This is a genomic window from Stieleria varia (assembly GCF_038443385.1).
GTDB lineage: Bacteria > Planctomycetota > Planctomycetia > Pirellulales > Pirellulaceae > Stieleria > Stieleria varia.
Genome location: NZ_CP151726.1, coordinates 1,486,650 through 1,506,743 on the forward strand (window position 1 = coordinate 1,486,650; position 20,094 = coordinate 1,506,743).

Consider the following 20,094-nt stretch of genomic DNA (forward strand, 5'->3'; position numbering starts at 1 on the left):
CCATACGCACGTCTGGGCGGCTGCGATTGTTGGTGGTTCGCTTTCTGCATTCGCAATCTGCTGGATAAGGTTTTTCCCACAGGAAGCACACAGCCGGCATGTCGTCGCCGTCACTCAAGTATTATGGTCGGCGCTGCTGATCCATTTGTCTGGGGGGAGGATTGAAACACACTTCCACGTGTTTGCATCATTGGCGATTCTCAGCATCTATCGCGATTGGAAGATCCTCATTAGCGCGACGCTGGTGGTGGCGTTTGATCACGCCGTGCGCGGCGTGTGGTATCCAGCTTCAGCATTCGGAATTTTTACGGCAAGCCCTTACCGCTGGATCGAGCACGCCGCATGGGTGTTGTTTGAAGTCGCATTTCTGGCGCCGGGCTGCTATCGACTGAGGAACGAAGTTCGCGAGCTGTGTGTTCGCCAAACGGAGATCGAAATAGCCAAAAAAGATGTCGATCGGCAGGTCAAGGAACGGACGAGGGAACTCAATAACGCCTACGAGTTGTTGGAGCAACAGACGGCGGAAGCCAATAAACTATCGATGGTTGCCAAATACACCGACAACGCGGTTGTTATTACCGACGCCAAGTCGACCATCGAATGGGTCAATGCCGGCTACACTCGAATGACGGGCTACTCGCTCAAGGAGGTGCAGGGAAGGCGTCCTGCCGAATTTCTCCACGGACCGCAAACGGATCAGGCAACGATCGACATGGTGCGAGATGCGGTGAAAAACAGACAGGGAATCAATACGGAAATCATTAACTACCGGAAGAATGGCGAGCCGTTCTGGCTGGCGATGGAAGTTCGTCCGATTTCAAACGCGGAAGGCGACATCGACCGTTTCATCGCCATCCAGAGCGACATTACCCAGCGCAAGCGAATGGAACTGTCTTTGGCCGACGCCGAAGCCCAGCTAAGATCTACGATCAACAGCGTTCCCGGAGCGATTTATCGCCGCGAGTTTGATCCCGTGACGGGCAAAAAGATCACTTTTGCCAGCGAATACATTGAACAACTGACTGGCTATGGTCCGGAGAAGTTCGTGGGCGAAGAAGGAATGAGTTTGCTGGACTTGGTGCATCCAGACGATCTTAAAAGGGTAACAGCGACGCTTGAGCAAGCAATCCGTTCACGATGCGAATTCGAGCACGAATATCGAATCGTTGACAGGCAAAACAACGTCCGCTGGATCGCTGAGAAAGGTCAGTGCAATGCAGCGGTCGACGGTTCGAGCATAATCCTGATCAGTGGAGCGTTGTTTGATGTGACGAAACGCATTGTTGCGGAGCAGGAGAATCAGCAACTGCACGCCGAATTGGTGGATGCGTCCCGCCAAGCTGGTATGGCAGAGATCGCCACCGGAGTGCTGCACAACGTGGGCAACATTCTCAACAGCGTGAACGTTTCGGCGTCGGTCATACGCAGGCAGTTCTCAAAAAGTGCGCTTGCCAATCTCGAGAAGGTTTCCCAACTGATTGCCGAGCACGAGTCGACGTTCGACGATTTCGTGCGAGACGACGAACGTGGTCGCAAAGTCCCGGCCTACGTTCGGAAAGTGACCGACGCGCTTTGCAGCGAGCGGGAGACGTTGAATCGGGAATTTGATGAACTCGTCAATAACGTTGAACACATCAAAGAAATCGTCAGCATGCAGCAGTCGATGGCCAAGTCGTCTGGCCTGATCCAGGAGCTCGACGCGAGGGATTTGATCCGCGAGGCGTTGTCTGCCAACAAAGACTCGCTGGCGAACCATCACATTCCCATTGAAGAATTCGTCGATGACGGCGTGCCGCTGTTCTGGTCCGACAAGCATCGGATATTACAGATTCTCGTCAACTTGATCAAGAATGCCAAAGACGCCATCAAAGAGCACAAAGGCGACCATCCTTGCATCAAGGTCAGTGCGACGACGGACAATCAGTTCGTCGTCTTTCGGGTCTCTGACAATGGCATCGGGATTTCGGCGAACAAGCGGGACAAGATATTCCAACACGGATTCACGACCAAAAAAAACGGTCATGGTTTTGGGCTGCACAGCAGCGCCAACGCGGCCACAGAAATGGGTGGCAAACTGACTGTTCATAGCGACGGCGATGGAACTGGAGCCACGTTTGAACTGAGGGTGCCTTCCAAGCCGGTCGTTGCAAAGCCGGTCGCTGCCAACACGAATGACGCGCTTCAACGGGTGGGGACTGTAGGCTGACCCGCACCTGTCGAGAACAGTGAGGGCAAGGCGAATACGCTCCCAAAATTCAACTCGCACATTGGGTGTAATGAATGCATTTGTGCGACGGTGGTTTCTCTGCAGGTTGTCGAACTCACAATCGTCGCAAGCGAGGGCCTCTTTGATAAACAACAGAAAGTTTCGGCAAACTGGAGCTTAACGGTCAAATCACTAGTTACTCCCGGTCCACTGAAACGTGAAACCTAAGTTTGTGTTTCAGGAGTAAGGTCAATTCATCTAAAGTCAACTCGTGATGCGATAAGGTTGCCAAAATATGCTGCTTAGAATCTTAACGATTCCCGTGATCTCGACTGCAACTCTCTCGCTGGTATGTGTCGTGGTGTTGGCAGGTCGTCATCAAGCCGATAGCGGGTGCGTAACGACTCTAGATGCCCAAGATGCACTCGACGTCGTTGGCAAACGTTCCAGTGAGCAACCGATGCTTCGCCGTGAACCGATCACTCCGCTCGTCGGTAAACATGATCTGCCGAGATCAAAAGTGATGTTAGGTAAGTTGCTTTTTAACGATGTGAGGCTATCAGGTAATAACACTCTGTCCTGTGCTTCGTGCCACAATGTAAGTGAAGGTGGTGATGACGGCCGGCCAGGTTCGTTGGGGATCGATGGACAGATCGGTGGGCTCAATGCGCCAACAGTCCTGAACAGCAGCTTGTCAATCGCTCAGTTTTGGGATGGCCGCGCGAAGGATCTCTATGAGCAAGCACCAGGCCCGATTCACAATCCAATCGAGATGGGTAGCAATTGGGACGAGGTGATTTCCAAGCTCAACCGCGATCATGATTTTGTCCAAGAATTTAGAAGCGTGTACCCAGGCGGTATCACTGCCGATTCAATCGTTGACGCGATTGTCGCCTACGAATTCGCGCTTGTCACCGTTGACTCGCCATTTGATTTGTATCTGAAAGGCGACGATGACGCTTTGTCAAGCGATGCACTGGACGGCTATCGGCTATTCAAGTCCGCCGGCTGCATCTCGTGTCATCAAGGGCAGTTGGTTGGTGGGAATATGTTTCAGACGTTTGGTGTGATGAAAGATTTTGATGACCGGTTCGACGCGTCCAGCGAGCTGTCAAACGGAAGACTCAATGTCACGCAACGAGAATCAGATCTGCATCGATTCAAAATCCCTAGCCTTCGCAATGTCCAGTTGACGGCACCGTATTTTCACGATGGCGGTACCGCTTCTCTTGAGGAAGCAATTCGAATAATGGCTGAGTTCCAATTAGGAGAATCTTTCTCGGACAAAGAGATCGCCAGGATCAGGGCATTTCTGGTTTCACTGACAGGGCAAGTGGAGGAGGACCTCAGGTGATTACACGTGTTCTGACATCAACTCTTATTGCCGGATTCCTGGTTGTCATTGCGTTGCTGTTTTTCAGATCAGCTGACAACGGCGCTAACGAGTTTGCGGCCGCGGAGAAGGCGGCCCGGAACATCAATGAACTCAATTCAAGACTCGACCAGGCGGTCTTGAAATTGCGCCTTGGGATAGTGAACGATTACGATGAGTTGGCACGACACGAACAAGAACTGGTTGATTCACTTTTCTCGCAAAGTTCCGACGATCTGGATAGTGGTGCCAACTCATTGATTGACGAGACATTCCGTCCGTTGGTCAGTCAGAAATGCACACTGGTGGGAGATTTCAAGGCGGATCACGCGATCGTTCGAAATTCAACTGCTGGTTTTCAACGATACACTCAAAAGACAATGGATGAGTTAGGCCACATCCAGTCAGTCGCTTCACGGCTGTCAACTTTGGGTACGCATGGCTCTCGCTTCGTGATTTCTGGATCCACCGACGATCGAGACGCGTTTGAAAAAGTGATTTCCGAGTGTGAAGATATGGCCAGAACAGGAGACGGTGGCGAGCTGCAGCGCAATGAATCTTTGTCGCTTGCTCTGAAGCACGCGACCAAGTTAGTCGAACGACGACTCGGGCTGGACGATTCCATTGAGGCATTGATCGCCATACCTGTTCGAGAAACCGCTCTGCAATTCCTAAACGATGTGGCTCAGAAGCGAGATTCAAAAGCCGCATCCGCCACGTTATACCGATCGGGATTGTTGATATGTATCGTGGTGCTAATTGCGTCTTGTATCTTTCAGTACGTTCTTGTTTTTCGCCAACGTGCCCAATTGTTCAAGGCCAACCTGGAATTGGACGAGCAAGTTGCGGAACGAACAGCAGGATTGACCGCTGCAAACGAGATGTTGGCGATGCAAAAGGAAGAAGCACAGAAAATGGCGCTCGTTGCGCGTTTTACGGACAATGCCGTCATCATCGCGGATGCTGATTCCGCGGTTGAGTGGGTCAATGTCGGATTCACACAGATTTTCGGTTATGAATTGAACGAAGTGGCGGGCAAACGGCTCGACGAGTTTCTTCATGGACAAAACTCAAGTACACAGCAGCACAGCGAATTGAAGGCATGTGTCGACTGCTGCGAGCCGTTCAATGCGTCGATGATCAATTACACGAAAGACAATCTGCCCATTTGGGTGGATATCGAGGCACGTCCGATTCGAAACGATCACGGGCAAGTTCATCGCTATATCGCGATTATTTCGGACATCACGGAGCGCATTGAAGCGCAATGTGAGAACGAAAAACTACACGCCGATCTGGTGGATGCGTCTCGCCAAGCTGGTATGGCGGAGATCGCCACCGGAGTGCTGCACAACGTGGGCAACATCCTCAACAGTGTGAACGTTTCGGCGTCGGTCATCCGCAGACAGTTCTCAAAAAGTGCGCTTGCCAATCTCGAGAAGGTTTCCCAACTGATAGCCGAACACGAGACGAAGTTCGACGAATTTGTCCGGGATGACGAGCGTGGCCGCAAAGTCCCGGCCTACGTTCGCAAGGTGACCGACGCGCTTTGCGGCGAGCGAGAGAAGTTGAATCAGGAGTTTGATGAACTCGTCAAGAACGTTGAGCACATCAAGGAAATCGTCAGCATGCAGCAGTCGATGGCCAAGTCCTCTGGTCTGATTCAGGAACTCGACGCAAGGGATTTGATCCGTGAATCGCTGTCCGCCAACAAAGGCGCGCTGGCGAGTCATCGCATTCCGATTGAAGAGCTCGTCGCTGATAGTGTGCCGCTGTTTTGGTCAGACAAGCATCGGATACTGCAGATCCTGATCAACCTGATCAAGAATGCCAAGGACGCGATAAACGAGCAACGGGGGGACCATCCTTGTATCAAGGTCAGTGCCACGTCGGACGATCAATTCGTCGTCTTCCGGGTCTCCGACAATGGCATCGGGATCCCGGCGGACAAACGCGACAAGATATTCCAACACGGATTCACGACCAAGAAAGCCGGTCATGGTTTTGGGCTGCACAGTAGCGCCAACGCGGCCACAGAAATGGGTGGCAAACTGACTGTTCACAGCGACGGCGTTGGAACAGGAGCCACGTTTGATCTCAGGGTGCCTTTCAAGCCGATTGATGCCAACCACAAACCAACGCAACTTATGGAGACCGTGTTGTGATACTTGCACGCAAACCTTTTTCTCATCGAATTCTGATTGTCGATGACAATCCGTTGATCCACGAGGATTACCGAAAGGTTTTTACATCGTGCATCGAAGAGCTTCCTGGAATTGATGACTTTCAACTGGCGCCAGATCAAGATGGTGAACCGACTTGCGGTTCTTCGTCATCGGACCGTCGAGATTTGCGAATCGACTCTGTCTATCAGGGGCATGATGCTGTGCAAATGGTCGTCGATGCCATGGAGCAGAATGATCCCTACTCCGTGGCGTTTGTTGATATGCGGATGCCGCCGGGTATGGATGGACTGGAGACGATCGAGAACCTGTGGCGAGTGTCGCCTGCTTTGCAAGTGGTGTTGTGTACGGCATTCAGCGACCGACCTTGGGACGAGGTCATGTCTCGGATCGGACAAACCGACAATCTGTTGATTCTCAAGAAGCCCTTCGACGATGTGGAGGTCCTTCAGTTGGCTCAAGCCCTGATTCGCAAACGGGACGCCACCTTGGAGGCGGGGATAAAGCATCAGATTTTGGAAAGGCTCGTTCACGAGCGAACTGCTGCGTTGGAACACGCCGCGCTGCACGATGGCCTGACTGGCTTGGCAAACCGCGTCAAGTTCGATGAGCGACTGGCAGAGTCATTGCAGATGGCCGGATGTGGAGGCAATGAAGCTGAAGCGTTGACGGTGTTGATCGTTGATCTCGATCATTTCAAGTTTGTCAACGACACGTTGGGGCATCCCAGCGGTGACGAACTGCTACGTACAGTTGGCCAGCGACTTGCAGGTGCTGTCGGTCAATCGGGGATGGTCTCCAGGTTTGGCGGTGACGAGTTTGCAGTGGTTTGCGAGCGGCAGGACGCGAGTGAAACTGCGTTGGTCGTGGCAAGGATCCGTTCAGCGATCAACGAACCGATCGACATTGACGGTGAGACCGTAAGGGTCAGTGCTAGTATCGGTATCGCGGTTTACCCCAATGATGGGCGTACGCCCTGCGATCTGTTCAGAAACGCGGATATCGCACTTTATCAGGCCAAACAGGACGGTCGTTCTTGCGCCCGGTTTTTCGAACCGGAGATGGATCGGCAACTGAGAGAGCGACGTCAACTGGAGCAGAAGCTACGAGATGCTGTGCAATTCCAGCGATTCACCTTGCATTTTCAGCCATTGATAAAGTCGGATTCGAGACAGGTATGCGCTTTTGAAGCTCTTCTGCGATGGCAGGATCCAGAACTGGGGCTCATCCTTCCCGACCGATTCATCCCTCTCGCGGAAGAGACTGGACTCATTCGTCCGATTGGCGACTGGGTATTGATCGAAGCTTGTCGTCAAGCGCAGCTTTGGCCGAGCGATATTCGTGTCGCTGTCAACGTTTCGCCGGTGCAATTCAGAACCGGTCGGGTACCAGAGAGCGTTGCTCGGGCGATCTATTCCAGCGGTCTTGAACCGAGTCGACTTGAAATCGAAATCACGGAATCCGTACTGCTGAGCGACGATTCGAACACACTCGACCAGCTCAATGAAATCAAAGAGCTCGGTGTTCGCGTCGTGCTGGACGATTTCGGCACCGGATATTCGTCCCTGAGCTACTTACGTCGATTCGCATTCGACAAGCTGAAAATGGACAAGTCATTTGTGCAGGAGATTCATGAGTCCGGCGTGTTGGCGATCGTAAGGACGGTTGCCAAGCTGGGCGAATGTCTGGGCATCGAGACAACTGCCGAAGGAATCGAAACCGAGGAGCAGGCTCGCTGCGTTCGCGAGGAAGGGTTCACACAGATTCAAGGCTACCTGTATGGAAAACCGCTTCCTGCAGAAGAGTTGGATACTGCTTTCCAGTTAGGGCAGTACCACTCAGCCGCAGTTCTCCCACTCGCTCCCCCCGACTCGTCCAGTTGTGTTTCAGATTCCATATCCGAAATCCTCAAGTAACCAGACCAACAGAAACATTGAAACGGAGCATGTCTATGAGACAACAACCTGAGAGCGGCTATCGCCGGATCCTGATTATCGATGACAACGAGGCCATCCACAGGGACTTCGATAAGATCTTCGCTGCCGACGACCAGTGCAACGACTTGAGCGAGTTGGATGCCGAGTTGTTTGGCAACCAACAGTCCAATGGCTCAAAAGGCAAGCCGACTTTCGCGTTGACACACGCGATGCAGGGCAAAGAGGGTTTTGGTATTGTGCAGCGAGCGCACCAGAACGGCGATTCCTTTGGTGCTGCATTTGTCGATATGCGCATGCCACCGGGTTGGGACGGTGTTGAGACGATTGAACATCTGTGGCGGGTCGACCCGCATCTCCAGGTGGTGATTTGCACGGCATTTTCCGACCACAGTTGGGAAGATATCACGAGTCGGCTTGGACACACCGACAGGCTACTTGTTCTCAAAAAGCCGTTTGACGAAATCGAAGCGGTGCAGTTGGCGACGTCATTGTGTGAGAAAAGACGTCTGCTGGAAGAATCACTGCAGCGAATAGCCGGAATGCAACAAAGGGCCGGAGAGCAAACTCAGAAACTGCGAGCGGCGGACGCCAATGCAGAAATGCTTCTTGATTCAATCTCCAGTATTCTGATCAGCGTCAATGAATTCGGTTGCGTCTCACGCTGGAATCGAGTTGCTACCCAGGGCGATTGCACGGCGATTTACCGACTGAAAACGACCTTTTCCATGTAGTCATCGTCCCACCCGGCGGTGAGCCGCCTGTTCTTGACTCCACACTTCGCAGTTTTCTCTTGCTTGAGCAAGCTTAAGGCCGTCCGTCTAAGCGTGCTGAAGTTCTCGTCACCATGACCTTTGCGAATGCGACATTGGTCTTCGCCAAACGTCACGTCCAACTGCCAATGACAGCTGTTCTCGATGCCCCAGTGGTTACGCACAGCACAGGCAAACGATTCTCCTTCAAGTGTTTTGCTGAGTATGTAATAACGCACTGCGATCTCGTCGCCCTTTCGACGTTCCGTGTTGTTGATCGACATACCGATGGCACTGAGATTTTTCCAACGACTGGCGTCTGGAAGATCGCTGGGAACCTTGCACAAGTAGTAGCTACGCTCATCCACACGTCCGTGATCGGTCTCCTTCGTGTGATGTTCAAACACCTCGATTCGGGCAAAGTCATCCTCAAGATGATCCAAGAAGAAGGCCTTGATTCCCTCGTGAAGTGTCGGTTGGTTCCCTTTCACTGCCAAGCAATAGTCCGCACCTTCGTCAACGATCTTTGCAGCGATCTCTGTTTGGCAGCCCATTGCATCAATCGTTACCAAACCTCCGGAAACGTCGATGATTTCCAGCAATTTAGGAATCGCTGTGATCTCGTTGCTCTTCGCATCGACCACCGTTTGTCCAAGGCTGATGTGGTTAGCCGTCGCCCATGCACTGACCATGTGGATGGCAGCTTTGCCGGTCGCAGTGTCGTAGCTTCTGCGAAGAGTCTTGCCGTCGATCGCAATGACTTGGCCATCGGTGATCTTGTGAAGCTGAGTGATCCATTCGAGCAGCATCGGTTCAAACTCTTCAGGTTTGACCGCATTGAGGATGGCGTTGAAACGATCGTGCGATGGAACTCCTGCGGTCATATCCAGGAACTTGGAGAACCATTCTTTCTTTGTGTTGGCAAACTTAGCGATCGCAACGAAATCATCCGCACCAGCGATCACCGCACAGATCGTCATAAAGAGAATATTGACAAGCGGATAAATCGGCTCGCCCGGTCGTGGATCGGAAACGGTATTAAGTTTTTCAATCAGTGAAGCAGAGCGTTCCATCAAGCCAATCCTGAGCGAGTCGATTCGCCCAGCCACTGCATCTCAGCGACCCAAACACGAATCTTCGCTCATCTTCGCAAATTACCCAGTGTGGCGCAATCGCCCTGAGTTGCTACCGAATTGCTGGGCATTGAGAAACAGCAGGCCATCGGCAAAAAATTCGCGGAGTTGCCGATACAATGGGCTGATCCAATTGCCGTCTATGATTTTGTGGACGACAAAATGGCACGGCACGGGCGTCACGAGGAAGTGCAGTTCGTCGATTCAAACGGCCAGACTAGAACGCTTGATATGCGAGTGTGCCCGGTGTTATGCGACTCGGCTGCCGCATCGATTTTGATCCTTGCCAATGATGTGACGCAGCAAAGGATCTTGCAATCACAACTCGATCAAGCACAACGGCTTGAATCCGTCGGGCAACTTGCCGCCGGGGTGGCTCACGAGATCAATACACCGATGCAGTACATCGGCGACAACGTCCGATACGTGGCGAAGTCAATCGAGCGACTGCAGCAACTCCTCGATGTCCTGCCGTCACTGATCGATGAAGAAGTCACTGACGAGCAGCTACTTGAAATGCGACGATCTCTTACATCGCCGCTGAAACCTCGCAAGATCAGATCCACTCTTGAGCAAATCCCCGAAGCGCTTTCGGACTCGATTCAGGGTGCCGAAGCCGTTGCAAAGATTGTGTCGGCGATGAAAGAATTTTCGCACCCGGGCGGCGACGATATGTCGCTCGTCGGGCTGAACCACATCCTTGAATCGACCATCACCGTTGCCCGCAGCGAGTGGAAGTACGTCGCGGATGTGGTCACGCAATTCGATGAATCACTGCCCGACATCCCGGCCTTGCAAAGCGAATTGAATCAAGCATTCCTGAACATCATCGTCAACGCGGCTCATGCGATCGGCGATCGCGTGGCGGCAGGAAAATTTGAAAAGGGGAAGATCACCATTTGCACTCGCTCTGACGGTAGGTTTGCTTGTGTGTCCATTCGAGACACTGGTGGCGGTATTCCAGAACACGTTCGCAAACGCGTGTTCGAGCCCTTCTTTACGACAAAAGAAGTCGGAAAGGGCACTGGTCAAGGGCTGGCGATCGCACATTCGGTGATCGCACAAAAGCATGGTGGGAAGCTGACTTTTGATGTCGAGGAAGGTCAGGGCACGACCTTCGAGATTCGCATTCCACTGCAGCTTTCGTGCGACAATGACAACTCAAAGCAGGAATTCACGCCGGCGATGGAGGATGCTATATGAAGATCTTATTAGTCGATGATGAAGCACAAGTCTTGCGGGGTGTGAGCCGCATGATCGAGAGCGAGGTTGCCGACTGGGAAGTCGAAACGGCTTTGTCAGGAAAGGGTGCACTTGAGATGTTGGAGGAGGACGAGTTCAATGTCGTCGTCACCGATATGCGAATGCCCGGGATGGACGGATCGCAATTATTGGATGCCGTTGAACTGCGTTTCCCGCAAGTCCTGCGTGTCGTCCTGTCGGGGCAGGCTGATCGGGAAACCGTACTGCAGGCCATCCGTCCGATGCATCAGTATTTGTCCAAACCATGTGATCCGCAGAAGCTAATCGATATCATCCGGCGGGCGGAGGTTTTTCAACAGACGATCTCGTCAACAGAGATCCTCAGTGCGATCGGACGGGCCAACTGCCTGCCATCGCTGCCGACCATCGTCACGCAGTTCAACAGCTCATTGGAGTCGAATTCCAGTACATCTGCATCGCTTGCAAAAGTTGTCATGCAAGATCCCATGCTCTGCGCAAAGATTCTGCAGTTGGCGAATTCTGCCATTTTCGGACTACGCCAACCGGTTGTGGCAGTGGAGCGTGCCCTTTCCGTATTGGGCTCCGAGATCACTCGGGCCTTGGCTTTGTCGCTGTCTGTTTTTTCATCCGAACGGGAATCGACTGCGACGACGACACGACAGTTGTTCACACATAGCATCGAAGTTGCCCGCATCAGTCGCCTGATCGCGGGATGGGAAAACACGGATGCCTCAACAATCAATACAGCCTGTTCCGGCGGACTGCTGCATGATATCGGCAAAATGGTCTTGCTGAATGCCTTTGAAGAAAGATATGGCGGTCTGATCACAAGGTCAGCCCACCAGGGGGTATGGGAAGTCGAATTGGAGATGCAAGAATTCGGCGCCTCTCATGCGGGCGTCGGCGCCTATCTGTTGGAAACGTGGGGGCTGCCGACGGAAATTGTCCAAGCCGTCGGATCCCACCACAGCCTGGATCTCTGTTCTCGATCAGGGTTGATATGCCAAATCGTTTTCGGGGCGAACTGGATCGCACACGGTAGTACCGACAGTGACCTATTGTCTGGTTCCAACTCAACCACTGAAGCGTTTTGCAAACGGTTGAGCCAATGGAAAGCTATGTACCTAGAGGCAGTGATGGAGGATTCCAATGCCTAACACGAGAGTCTTGTTTGTCGACGATGACGAAATGATGCTGAAGGGTATCGTACGCCAACAGGGTGAAGACTTTAACATCACCACGGCCACAGGCCCCCATGAGGCGTTGGAAATTCTGGCGGATCACGATCCGTTCGCAGTTGTCGTTTCTGACATGCGGATGCCTGAAATGAACGGCGTCCAATTGCTCAAACGAGTGCGAGACTCACACCCGGATACGGTGCGAATGATCCTCACCGGATTCGCCGAACTCAATACTACCATCGCAGCAGTCAACGAGGGAAATATATTTCGCTTTCTGGCGAAGCCCTGCGATGAGGACGTCATGGCGAAAGCGCTCCGAGATGGACTCCGGCAATACGAACTGATCGAAGCCGAGCGTGAACTGGTGGAAGGTACACTTCACGGCAGCGTAAAGGTCCTGGCAGACGTTCTGGCTCTCGTCAGCCCGCTCGCCTTTGGTCAGTCCACTCGTGTTCGGGCAACCGTGGATGGGATCCTGAAGCGGGTGCCGGTCGAGAATCAATGGCAACTGGACATCGCCGCAATGCTTTCGTCGTTGGGCTGCGTATCCCTGCCAGCGGAACTGTTGAATAAGAAGCTGAACGGTCAACCCTTAACGGTGGAAGAACATTCCCAGTTCAACAAACACCCGGAACTGGCAAGCGAACTGCTTCAAAATATCCCGCGAATGGACGAGGTCTCCGCCATCATCGAGAATCAGGCAAGCTCCAGGCCGACCGCCTTGTCAGATTCCTTGAAGCAAAAATCCATGATCCTCAAACTGGCGTTGGACTACGATTGCTGCGAGCTGGCTAGCGAAAGTCCACTGCACGCACTCGCTAAGCTACAACAGTCTCGACTCGAATACGCGCCGGAACTTTTTGACGCGCTTGCGGATTTTGTTAAACATGAACGAAACTTCGAGATCCTAGAAGTCGATGTCCGCCAAGTCACTGCGGGAATGGTCATCGCACAAGACCTATTCAACTCCAGTGGGATTCTGATGATGTCCAAAGGCCAGACGATCACATCATCGGCGTTGCGATTGCTGGAGAATTTTGCACGAAACAAGACCCTGACTGGAAAGATCAAGATCGTTAGTTCGAACGTTACTTGTCCCGCTATCTAGTCGAAATTCAACAAGCGGACCTGTCTGCTGAGAACACGCAATGTCGATGTTGCTGGTCGATGTTACTGGTCGATGTTGTCGTGAACACGCGTCCGTGGTGACGGGGCTCTCGGTTTTCAACTATCATCAAGGCGAAAACATCCCCCTTCCCTCGTTCTCTCGCGGGCGAACATGCTTACTTTTTCCCCAGCTTCGTCGGCAATCACCCTGGCTGTGATTGCATTGTTTGGCACTCTCCCCACGGCGCTGCCGGCTCAAGACGGTGAGTCATCCCCGGTGCCGGCATCAAAGTTACCAGCGGATGCCAAGTGGGCTGCGGCGCTCAGCGGCCCGGGCGTGAATGTTTATGTTCATTCGCGTGAGCTGTTTTTGGTGCCCAAGGCCGGATCCCTGCAGGCTCGCAAGCTTAGCATTCCGCGACTTTGTGCGCCCATTCGATCGCTACGATGGCTTGATGATGCACAACAAAATCTTTCGTTTGCCCCGGAGCCCGATCATTGGGTCTTTTCATGGAAGAAAGATGTCCAAGCCGATGCGATGATCAAGGTGGAATTGGACGAGGAGCCGGTGGTGCTGGCGCAATGTCCTGCGACAGAACCTGCGGGGGACGGTTCGATCATGCTGCACGCGCACGACGGAAAGACGTTTGGCGAAAAACTGCGCTATGAACCGCAGTGGTACAAGAACACCATCGGATACTGGACGATCCCCACCGACTATGCGACTTGGGACTTGAAGGTCAGCGAGGCGGGCGAGTACTCGGTCGCGGTGCTGCAAGGATGCGGTGCGGGTCATGGTGGCAGTGAGGCCATGATCACGTTGCTCGATGGTGAAACCACCGTGGCGAAGCTGTCTTTTGAAACCATCGATACTGGACACTTCCAGAATTTCCGCTGGAATCATTTGGGCAACATTCGAATCGAAAAACCGGGTGATTATCAATTGCGGATCGGGGCGGTGAAGATCGCCAAGGGGGCATTGTTGGACGCCCGCGCGATTCATCTTGTCAAGCAAGCGAAGTAGTTGCCGCGAGCCAATACGAGACAACTGGAATGTTATCCGACGGCGAAATCGTCTTTCAGTCGCGCCGCGGCGATCTATGTCGTGAGTACCGCTTGGTGCTGGAATCAGCGGGGATCGCGTCCGAGGCTGTGCATCTAGGTGGCAATTGGAATCTGGTGGTATCCGCCGAGGATCGTGATCGGGCGATCGATGAGTTGCACGGGTATCAGGAAGACAACGTGGTCGAGACGCCACGAGAATTGTCTCGCGTGCGTGTCTTCGGCGGCGCAATCGCCGGCGCGGTCGTGTACGCGGTGGTGATCGTATCGTTTGCCATTCAAGCGGGGCCTGCCGAGTCGGACTCTTCTTGGCACTTGATCGGCAGCATGCGAGCGGGCGACGTGATGGCCGGTCAGTGGTGGAGAGTTGTGACGGCGTTGACCCTGCATGTCGATGCGGCTCATGTGCTTTCCAACCTCGGCTTCGGCTGCGTCTTTGGATTTCTGGCGGGGAGGATTTTGGGCGGCGGTGTGGCTTGGTTGTCGATTGTCGTCGCGGGGGCCGCTGGCAACGCACTGAACGCCATGTTGCGTGATGCCGATCACGTGTCGATCGGAGCATCAACGGCCGTGTTTGCGATGTTGGGAATGATGGTCAGTCATGCGTTGCGTCCACGTGACCGGCAATCGCAGACTTCGTTGCAGCGATGGAGCCCATTGATCGGTGGCGTGTTGATGCTGTCGCTGACCGGCACGGCTGGCGAACGGACGGATGTCGCCGCTCACGTCACCGGGTTTGTCGCAGGCATGGTGACCGGTTGGGCGGTCGCGCGATTGCCTGATGGTTGGCTCGCCAACGGTCGTTTTCAACTGGCGGCCGGCGTTGTGGCGATGGGAATCGTGGTTGTCGCTTGGGCAGCCGCCATCGCGTCGGTTTGAGATCCGTCGTGCTGTAGCGAGAAGGTTGCGATTGCGTTCTCGCGTTAGGATACAAAAACGATGGTGCGTTATCGACCTAGCAGGGCGAACGACAATCGCATCACTGTACGGTCAGCTTGCGGCGGAAGATCGTGTTGCCGTTGGTGATGTACAGGAACTGATGATCTTGTCCCGACAAAACACAACTGGTCAGAGGCTGGTCAGGGTTTGGCTGTGGCAGCACTCCGCACTGTCGCCCCGTCGGATCAAAGACTTGGACGCCCAAGGCACTGGTGACGTAATATCGCCCGGCTTTGTCGACCGACATGCCATCGCCACGAGCAGAGGCGGCGTAAGGCGGCGGTTCGTTGAACTTGAATTCACCCTTGGGGTCGATCGGCAAACGCAAGTTCATCGATGGCAGTTTCGCGTCCAGCGCGCCGTCCGGATGGACACGGAACATCCAAGTGAAGGTGCCGCCATATTCAGAGACGGCCAATGTGCCGCCGTCATTGGACAGTGCGATTCCGTTGGGACGTACGATTCCCGTGTCGACCACGGTGACCTCACCCGACTGAATGTTGATCCGGGTGACTTGCTTGGCCCCGGTTTCGGTGATGAAGATGTATCCGTTGTCGGTCACTGCCAAATCGTTCGGTTTGACATTCTTTGCAATCACGTTGACGGAACCTGATTTGGGATCGATGGAGATCACCCGGTTCTGAGATCCCTGGCAAGCGTAGATCAAACCGTCAGGGCCGAACTCCATGCCGCTGACGGATTCTGTAGCGACCACGTCGCGTGAACCGTCGGCAACGTTGATTCGATACACGGCCGGGGCCTTCATGTCGCAAAAGTAAAAGTTGCCATCGCTGTCGCTGCAGGGCGCGTCGGCGAATCCGAGGTTGTCCGCGACGACTTGCCAAGATTCCCCGGGGATCAACAACCGCAGCAGGGTCAGGTCGCCACGTAGGTCGCCACTCGTGTCGAGCGTTGGTGAATGTTTTTCGCTGCGCCAGAGCCATTTCATCGCGTCGGGAAAGCGAGAGCTGCCGAAGTCGGCGTTGTGCGCGTAGCCCTCGGCCCAATCGAATCGCGAATCGTAGCCCATGTAATTCAACGCGGATGCCATGCGTTGGTTTGCCCAAGGCCAACTGCCGAAGGCGTTGTCGACATCGCCGCTGGTGTCCGCCATGTACACACGAATCGGTTTGGGTTCGGTCTTGCGGACGAGCGCGGGGTAAACATTTCCGCCACGCAGGTTGGTGAAGCTGCCGACGCTGGAGTAAACCTTGCCGAATTGATCGGGACGCTCCCACGCGGCGGTGAAGGCGCAGATGGCACCTGAGCTGGAACCGCCGATGGCTCGCATCTCGGGGTCGGTTGAGATGTTGTAGCGGGACTGCACCTCCGGCAAGATCTCGTCCAACAAGAAACGCGTGTAACGGTCGCCCAGGCTGTCGTATTCGAATCCACGATTGGAGGACTTGTTCTTTTGTCTCGGTTTAGACTTGTCGTGACCGGGATTGAGAAACACCGCGATCGTGGGCGGCATGTCTCCGCGTGCGATCAGGTTGTCAAAGACGATCGGGATGCGCCAGCGACCTTTCACGTCTCGCATCCGCTCGCCGTCTTGGAACACCATCAGCGCCGCGGGTTGCTCCTTGCGGTACTGTGCGGGAACGTAGATCGCCCAGTCGCGGACCGTGTTGGGAAAGATCTCGGATTCCCATTGCGGCATCGATTCGACGGTGCCGTGAGGAACATCATTGTTGGCGATGGCATCGGGATGAGGCGTCCACTCGGGCTTGGTCGCGGGAGAGGGCACGTTATCCGATTTGGCGTCATTGTCCCAGAGCCAACGAAGTGCGTCGGGCATCGCGAGTCCTGCCCACTGACCGCTGTGGCCGCCCTGCGTCATGACGAGTTTGTGCGTGTAACCGGCAAACTGCAGTGCCGCAGCCATGTCACGATTGGCCAGTGGCCAGTTGCCGAACAAATTATTCAGGTCGTCGTTGCCTTCTTGCAAGTAGACCTTGATCGGTTTGGGATTGTCTTTGGTTTTTCGGATCAAGCCTGGATAGGCCCAGCCGCCTCGGATGTTGGTGAAGCTGCCGATGTGGCTGAGGACTTTGCCAAACTGTTCGGGTCTTTCCCAAGCAACGGTGAACGCGCAGATGCCACCGGAGGAAATCCCGCAGACCGCGCGTCGCGAGGGATCGTCTGAGATATTTAGCCCTTTGGTCGCGACTGGTAGGAACTCGTCGATCAGAAACCTGGCGTAGCGATCGCCCAAGGAATCGTATTCAAAGGAGCGGTTGCTGCGATCAGAGGCTCCTTGCTTGGTCGCCGGGATCGTTCCTGGATTCACAAAGACGGCGATCGTCACCGGCATCTCTTGTTGATGAATCAGATTGTCGAAGACCACGGGGACACGAAACGCTCCATCGGTCTTTGCGTAATTGCGACCGTCCATGAACACCATCAAGTTTGCCGGTGTACCGCTGTCGTATTGAGCGGGAACATAGACGCTGTAGTCGCGGCGCGTGCCGGGCAACAGCGTGCTGTTTTCAAACACGCCCTCGGTCAGCTTGCCTTGCGGTACGCCGGGCTGGACTTGTCGGGCGGAGTCGTCACCGACGGATCGTTGGCTGGTTTCTTGCGACTGGCTGACTTGGGACTGGTTGGTGACGAGTGCCAGTGAGCAAAGAAGCAACAATGGGAGACGGGTTGTGGTTGTCATATTGTGCCGGTGGGAAAAGGATTCGACGGCGCTAGCCGCGGGCCTTGTGATGATGATCAATCATCCTGGCTAATGCTGGACGGATCAAAGTTTGGTGTTGACATTGTTTTTTCAGTCCATGTTTTCGTTCCATGCATCGCAATCAAAGTGAGCCTCAGGCGCTAGCCGTGGGCCGGCACCACAATCCGCCTCAGGCCCACGGCTAGCGTCTTAGGCTCACTGGGGCCACCGGCTGCGCCGGCAGTAGGGACATAAACTTGCGCAAGCCCAAAAGACACAACACCAAACTTTGAGCAGTCCAGTCTGCTAGCGAGGCTGGTAGTCCTGCCACATCCAGACCAGGGTGTCTGCCAAGGTGGCTTGGAACACTTTACCGTCGCAATGCCGTGTGCCTTTGCTGAACACGTAGCGATAGTCGTAGCCTTTGGCTTTGAGTGCAGCGGCGGTCCGTTCGTTGGCCATCACCCAATTGTGATACGTGCTTTCAGGGTCTCTGGCACGCAGGTCGAACTCGGAAACATGCGTGAAGATTCTCAGCGGTTTCTTTTCCGTGTTCTCAATCAGCTTCATTCCCGAATGGTATTCCCATGCACCCAACGGGTATGCGGCTTCCTCGGGTGCGTCATCGTCTTGTTGGTCGACGAAGGTTCCGGAGTAGGTAATCAGTCGGCGAAACAAGTCTGGTCGGAACCACCCCATTGTTAGCGCGGCCGCGCCGCCGCTGCTGCAACCCATTGCGGCTCGGCCCCAGGGATCGTCCGTGAAAGCGATTTTGGGGTAAGCGGCTTTGATGGGAGGATGATTCAGCACTGCCGGCAAGACTTCGTCATTGACGAAACGAGCCAAGCGATCGGACATCGTGTCGTACTCCAGTCCACGCTGGCTGCCTTTGCCATCGTTGCCGCCATTCTCGATCGAGATGGCGATGAACGCAGGCAAGCTTCGCTGGGGGTCTGCCGAGATGGTCAGATTGTCCAAAGCGTTTCGCACCAGATCCAGGCGACTGGGGCCATCGTGCATCACCAAGATCGGTGCCGCGGTACCGTCTTCATAAGCAGCAGGGATGTACACGAACACTTTGCGTTTTTCACGGACGGACTTTCGGGGATCCAATGTTTGGTCGGTTCCCGGAAAGATTTTGCTGTCGGCCAAGGGCATTTCGAACTCAAACGATTTGCCTTTGGGGTTCCCCAAGTCTGTCAGATCTCGAGCGAGTGAGTAGTCCGGGCCGATGACGAAGTTGCCGTTGGCGAGCGGGGCGGCCGGTTGTCCAGCGGGCTCTTGGGCGGCCGCCGGGTGAATGGGGCAGAGAGCAGTGGCAAGGACCACGGCAGCGAGCAACAGGGAGCAGGAAACCGGTCGAACAATCAGCGGGGAATGATAGCCGGGACTGGGGCAGAGTTCTGGGAGGCGAAGCATGGTGGTACCAGAGTTACGACGGGAGAGGCGATTTGGGTCTTCTGTCAGACTGCTAGGGTACCGTGGCGGCTGACGCGTCGCTCAGGTTGGCGTGTCGTCGGCGACAAAAAAACGGCGTATTGTGGTCGGCGCATAAAAAAACGCCCCTGGACAAAGTGTCCTCGGGGCGTCTGGGTCTCAGATCGCGATCTCTGAGCGAGATCGACTACTCGCGGGGCCGGATGGCACCGGTCAGACCGCTGTAATCAACGCGGTCGGTGTTGTGCCAAAGGGGTTGTCCGAGCTCGACTCGCTTACGCAGCACTTCGATCTTCTCCGGGCTGCCCGCAGGCGCGTCGGTGGGCTCGAACTGGTCGTCGGGGTTCGGTACAAAATCCTCGTCGTGGCCGTACCGCAAGATTGCTTCGAAAACGTTCTTGCACTGTGTCATGTATTTCTTTCTCTCCGCCTTGGCGGTTTGGGGATACGACAATCCAATTTCGTCGCATCGCGTTGAATTCACTACCCGTTCGTTCGTTTCCATGAAGGTTGGGTGAGAGCACGGAGAGATTATTGACGTTGGATTTTGCGAGTCAAGAAAATTGTTCCGCTGCCCGGCTTGACACACCCCAAAATGCGACCCTTGTTTCGCATGGGTTTTCCCCCGCTCGCAGCGGATGAAGCTGACAAGACCGGCATCGTGCAATGGAGTTACACTCACATCAATGTCGTGTGTGGCCGGCTAAGGGGGGAATCGTCAACACAGCCGGGCGTTGGCGGGGGCTGAGGTGGCGGTTTTGATTGCAAGGCATCGGGGACATCGATGGAGGCCGAGTCCCACCGCTGGGACCTCGGATTGGCAGGGGCTTGAAATGAGGTACTCTCAGGGTTGATTTCCGGCCCCTAAAAAACTTCGCAAAAACTTTTTGCGGCATGTTCAA

General features: G+C 54.4%; 14 protein-coding genes. 10 read left to right on the forward strand and 4 right to left on the reverse strand.

The window, feature by feature from the left end:
• Nucleotides 1-178 precede the first annotated feature (178 nt).
• The 5 genes from Pla52nx_RS05225 to Pla52nx_RS05245 all read left to right on the forward strand — a co-directional run bounded on the left by Pla52nx_RS05225 (nt 179) and on the right by Pla52nx_RS05245 (nt 8,429).
• Entirely contained in the window at nt 179-2,206 is a 2,028-nt protein-coding gene (locus Pla52nx_RS05225; protein WP_231741604.1) for a PAS domain-containing sensor histidine kinase, read from the forward strand.
• 295 nt (nt 2,207-2,501) lie between these two features.
• Nucleotides 2,502-3,560, forward strand: coding sequence for a cytochrome-c peroxidase (locus Pla52nx_RS05230; protein ID WP_197454186.1), 1,059 nt, complete (start codon nt 2,502-2,504; stop codon nt 3,558-3,560).
• The gene (locus Pla52nx_RS05235; protein ID WP_146517934.1) at nt 3,557-5,743 is read left to right on the forward strand and encodes a DAHL domain-containing protein; all 2,187 of its coding nucleotides are present in this window, start codon (nt 3,557-3,559) and stop codon (nt 5,741-5,743) included. Before Pla52nx_RS05230 ends, Pla52nx_RS05235 begins: the two co-directional genes overlap by 4 nt.
• Complete coding sequence (locus Pla52nx_RS05240) at nt 5,740-7,677, forward strand: putative bifunctional diguanylate cyclase/phosphodiesterase (protein WP_231741605.1); 1,938 nt, start codon at nt 5,740-5,742, stop codon at nt 7,675-7,677. Before Pla52nx_RS05235 ends, Pla52nx_RS05240 begins: the two co-directional genes overlap by 4 nt.
• Before the next feature lie 35 nt (nt 7,678-7,712).
• Nucleotides 7,713-8,429: a hypothetical protein gene (locus tag Pla52nx_RS05245; RefSeq protein WP_197454188.1), complete on the forward strand. Its 717-nt coding sequence runs from the start codon at nt 7,713-7,715 to the stop codon at nt 8,427-8,429.
• Here the strand turns inward: Pla52nx_RS05245 and Pla52nx_RS05250 are convergent.
• Nucleotides 8,399-9,520: an ISAs1 family transposase gene (locus Pla52nx_RS05250; RefSeq protein WP_342190214.1), complete on the reverse strand. Its 1,122-nt coding sequence runs from the start codon at nt 9,518-9,520 to the stop codon at nt 8,399-8,401. The two genes, Pla52nx_RS05245 and Pla52nx_RS05250, sit on opposite strands and share 31 nt — an antisense overlap.
• A gap of 222 nt (nt 9,521-9,742) precedes the next feature.
• Between Pla52nx_RS05250 and Pla52nx_RS05255 the strand changes: the two genes are divergently transcribed.
• The 5 genes from Pla52nx_RS05255 to Pla52nx_RS05275 all read left to right on the forward strand — a co-directional run bounded on the left by Pla52nx_RS05255 (nt 9,743) and on the right by Pla52nx_RS05275 (nt 15,033).
• Nucleotides 9,743-10,783, forward strand: a complete 1,041-nt coding sequence (locus tag Pla52nx_RS05255; protein WP_146519504.1) for an ATP-binding protein — start codon at nt 9,743-9,745, stop codon at nt 10,781-10,783.
• Nucleotides 10,780-11,961, forward strand: a complete 1,182-nt coding sequence (locus Pla52nx_RS05260) for a response regulator (protein ID WP_146519505.1) — start codon at nt 10,780-10,782, stop codon at nt 11,959-11,961. Before Pla52nx_RS05255 ends, Pla52nx_RS05260 begins: the two co-directional genes overlap by 4 nt.
• Complete coding sequence (locus tag Pla52nx_RS05265; protein WP_146519506.1) at nt 11,954-13,093, forward strand: HD domain-containing phosphohydrolase; 1,140 nt, start codon at nt 11,954-11,956, stop codon at nt 13,091-13,093. Before Pla52nx_RS05260 ends, Pla52nx_RS05265 begins: the two co-directional genes overlap by 8 nt.
• A gap of 171 nt (nt 13,094-13,264) precedes the next feature.
• Complete coding sequence (locus Pla52nx_RS05270; RefSeq protein WP_146519507.1) at nt 13,265-14,116, forward strand: hypothetical protein; 852 nt, start codon at nt 13,265-13,267, stop codon at nt 14,114-14,116.
• A 29-nt stretch (nt 14,117-14,145) separates the two neighbouring features.
• The gene (locus Pla52nx_RS05275) at nt 14,146-15,033 is read left to right on the forward strand and encodes a rhomboid family intramembrane serine protease (protein ID WP_146519508.1); all 888 of its coding nucleotides are present in this window, start codon (nt 14,146-14,148) and stop codon (nt 15,031-15,033) included.
• A gap of 100 nt (nt 15,034-15,133) precedes the next feature.
• Here the strand turns inward: Pla52nx_RS05275 and Pla52nx_RS05280 are convergent, their stop codons facing one another.
• The 3 genes from Pla52nx_RS05280 to Pla52nx_RS05290 form a co-directional block, all read right to left on the reverse strand.
• Complete coding sequence (locus tag Pla52nx_RS05280; RefSeq protein WP_146519509.1) at nt 15,134-17,755, reverse strand: alpha/beta hydrolase-fold protein; 2,622 nt, start codon at nt 17,753-17,755, stop codon at nt 15,134-15,136.
• A 306-nt stretch (nt 17,756-18,061) separates the two neighbouring features.
• Nucleotides 18,062-19,174 (reverse strand): alpha/beta hydrolase, encoded by a 1,113-nt coding sequence (locus Pla52nx_RS05285; RefSeq protein WP_146519510.1) that lies wholly within the window; start codon nt 19,172-19,174, stop codon nt 18,062-18,064.
• Between the two features lie 205 nt (nt 19,175-19,379).
• Nucleotides 19,380-19,676, reverse strand: coding sequence for a hypothetical protein (locus tag Pla52nx_RS05290; protein WP_342190341.1), 297 nt, complete (start codon nt 19,674-19,676; stop codon nt 19,380-19,382).
• Between the last annotated feature and the right edge of the window lie 418 nt (nt 19,677-20,094).

Excerpts from the sequence above, each read along its gene's own strand:
- Pla52nx_RS05230 (WP_197454186.1), top strand. The coding sequence starts at position 2,502 with ATGCTGCTTAGAATCTTAACGATTCCCGTGATCTCGACTGCAACTCTC.
- Pla52nx_RS05245 (WP_197454188.1), top strand. The coding sequence starts at position 7,713 with ATGAGACAACAACCTGAGAGCGGCTATCGCCGGATCCTGATTATCGAT.
- Pla52nx_RS05250 (WP_342190214.1), bottom strand. The coding sequence starts at position 9,520 with ATGGAACGCTCTGCTTCACTGATTGAAAAACTTAATACCGTTTCCGAT.
- Pla52nx_RS05255 (WP_146519504.1), top strand. The coding sequence starts at position 9,743 with ATGGCACGGCACGGGCGTCACGAGGAAGTGCAGTTCGTCGATTCAAAC.
- Pla52nx_RS05260 (WP_146519505.1), top strand. The coding sequence starts at position 10,780 with ATGAAGATCTTATTAGTCGATGATGAAGCACAAGTCTTGCGGGGTGTG.
- Pla52nx_RS05265 (WP_146519506.1), top strand. The coding sequence starts at position 11,954 with ATGCCTAACACGAGAGTCTTGTTTGTCGACGATGACGAAATGATGCTG.
- Pla52nx_RS05270 (WP_146519507.1), top strand. The coding sequence starts at position 13,265 with ATGCTTACTTTTTCCCCAGCTTCGTCGGCAATCACCCTGGCTGTGATT.
- Pla52nx_RS05275 (WP_146519508.1), top strand. The coding sequence starts at position 14,146 with ATGTTATCCGACGGCGAAATCGTCTTTCAGTCGCGCCGCGGCGATCTA.
- Pla52nx_RS05280 (WP_146519509.1), bottom strand. The coding sequence starts at position 17,755 with ATGACAACCACAACCCGTCTCCCATTGTTGCTTCTTTGCTCACTGGCA.
- Pla52nx_RS05285 (WP_146519510.1), bottom strand. The coding sequence starts at position 19,174 with ATGCTTCGCCTCCCAGAACTCTGCCCCAGTCCCGGCTATCATTCCCCG.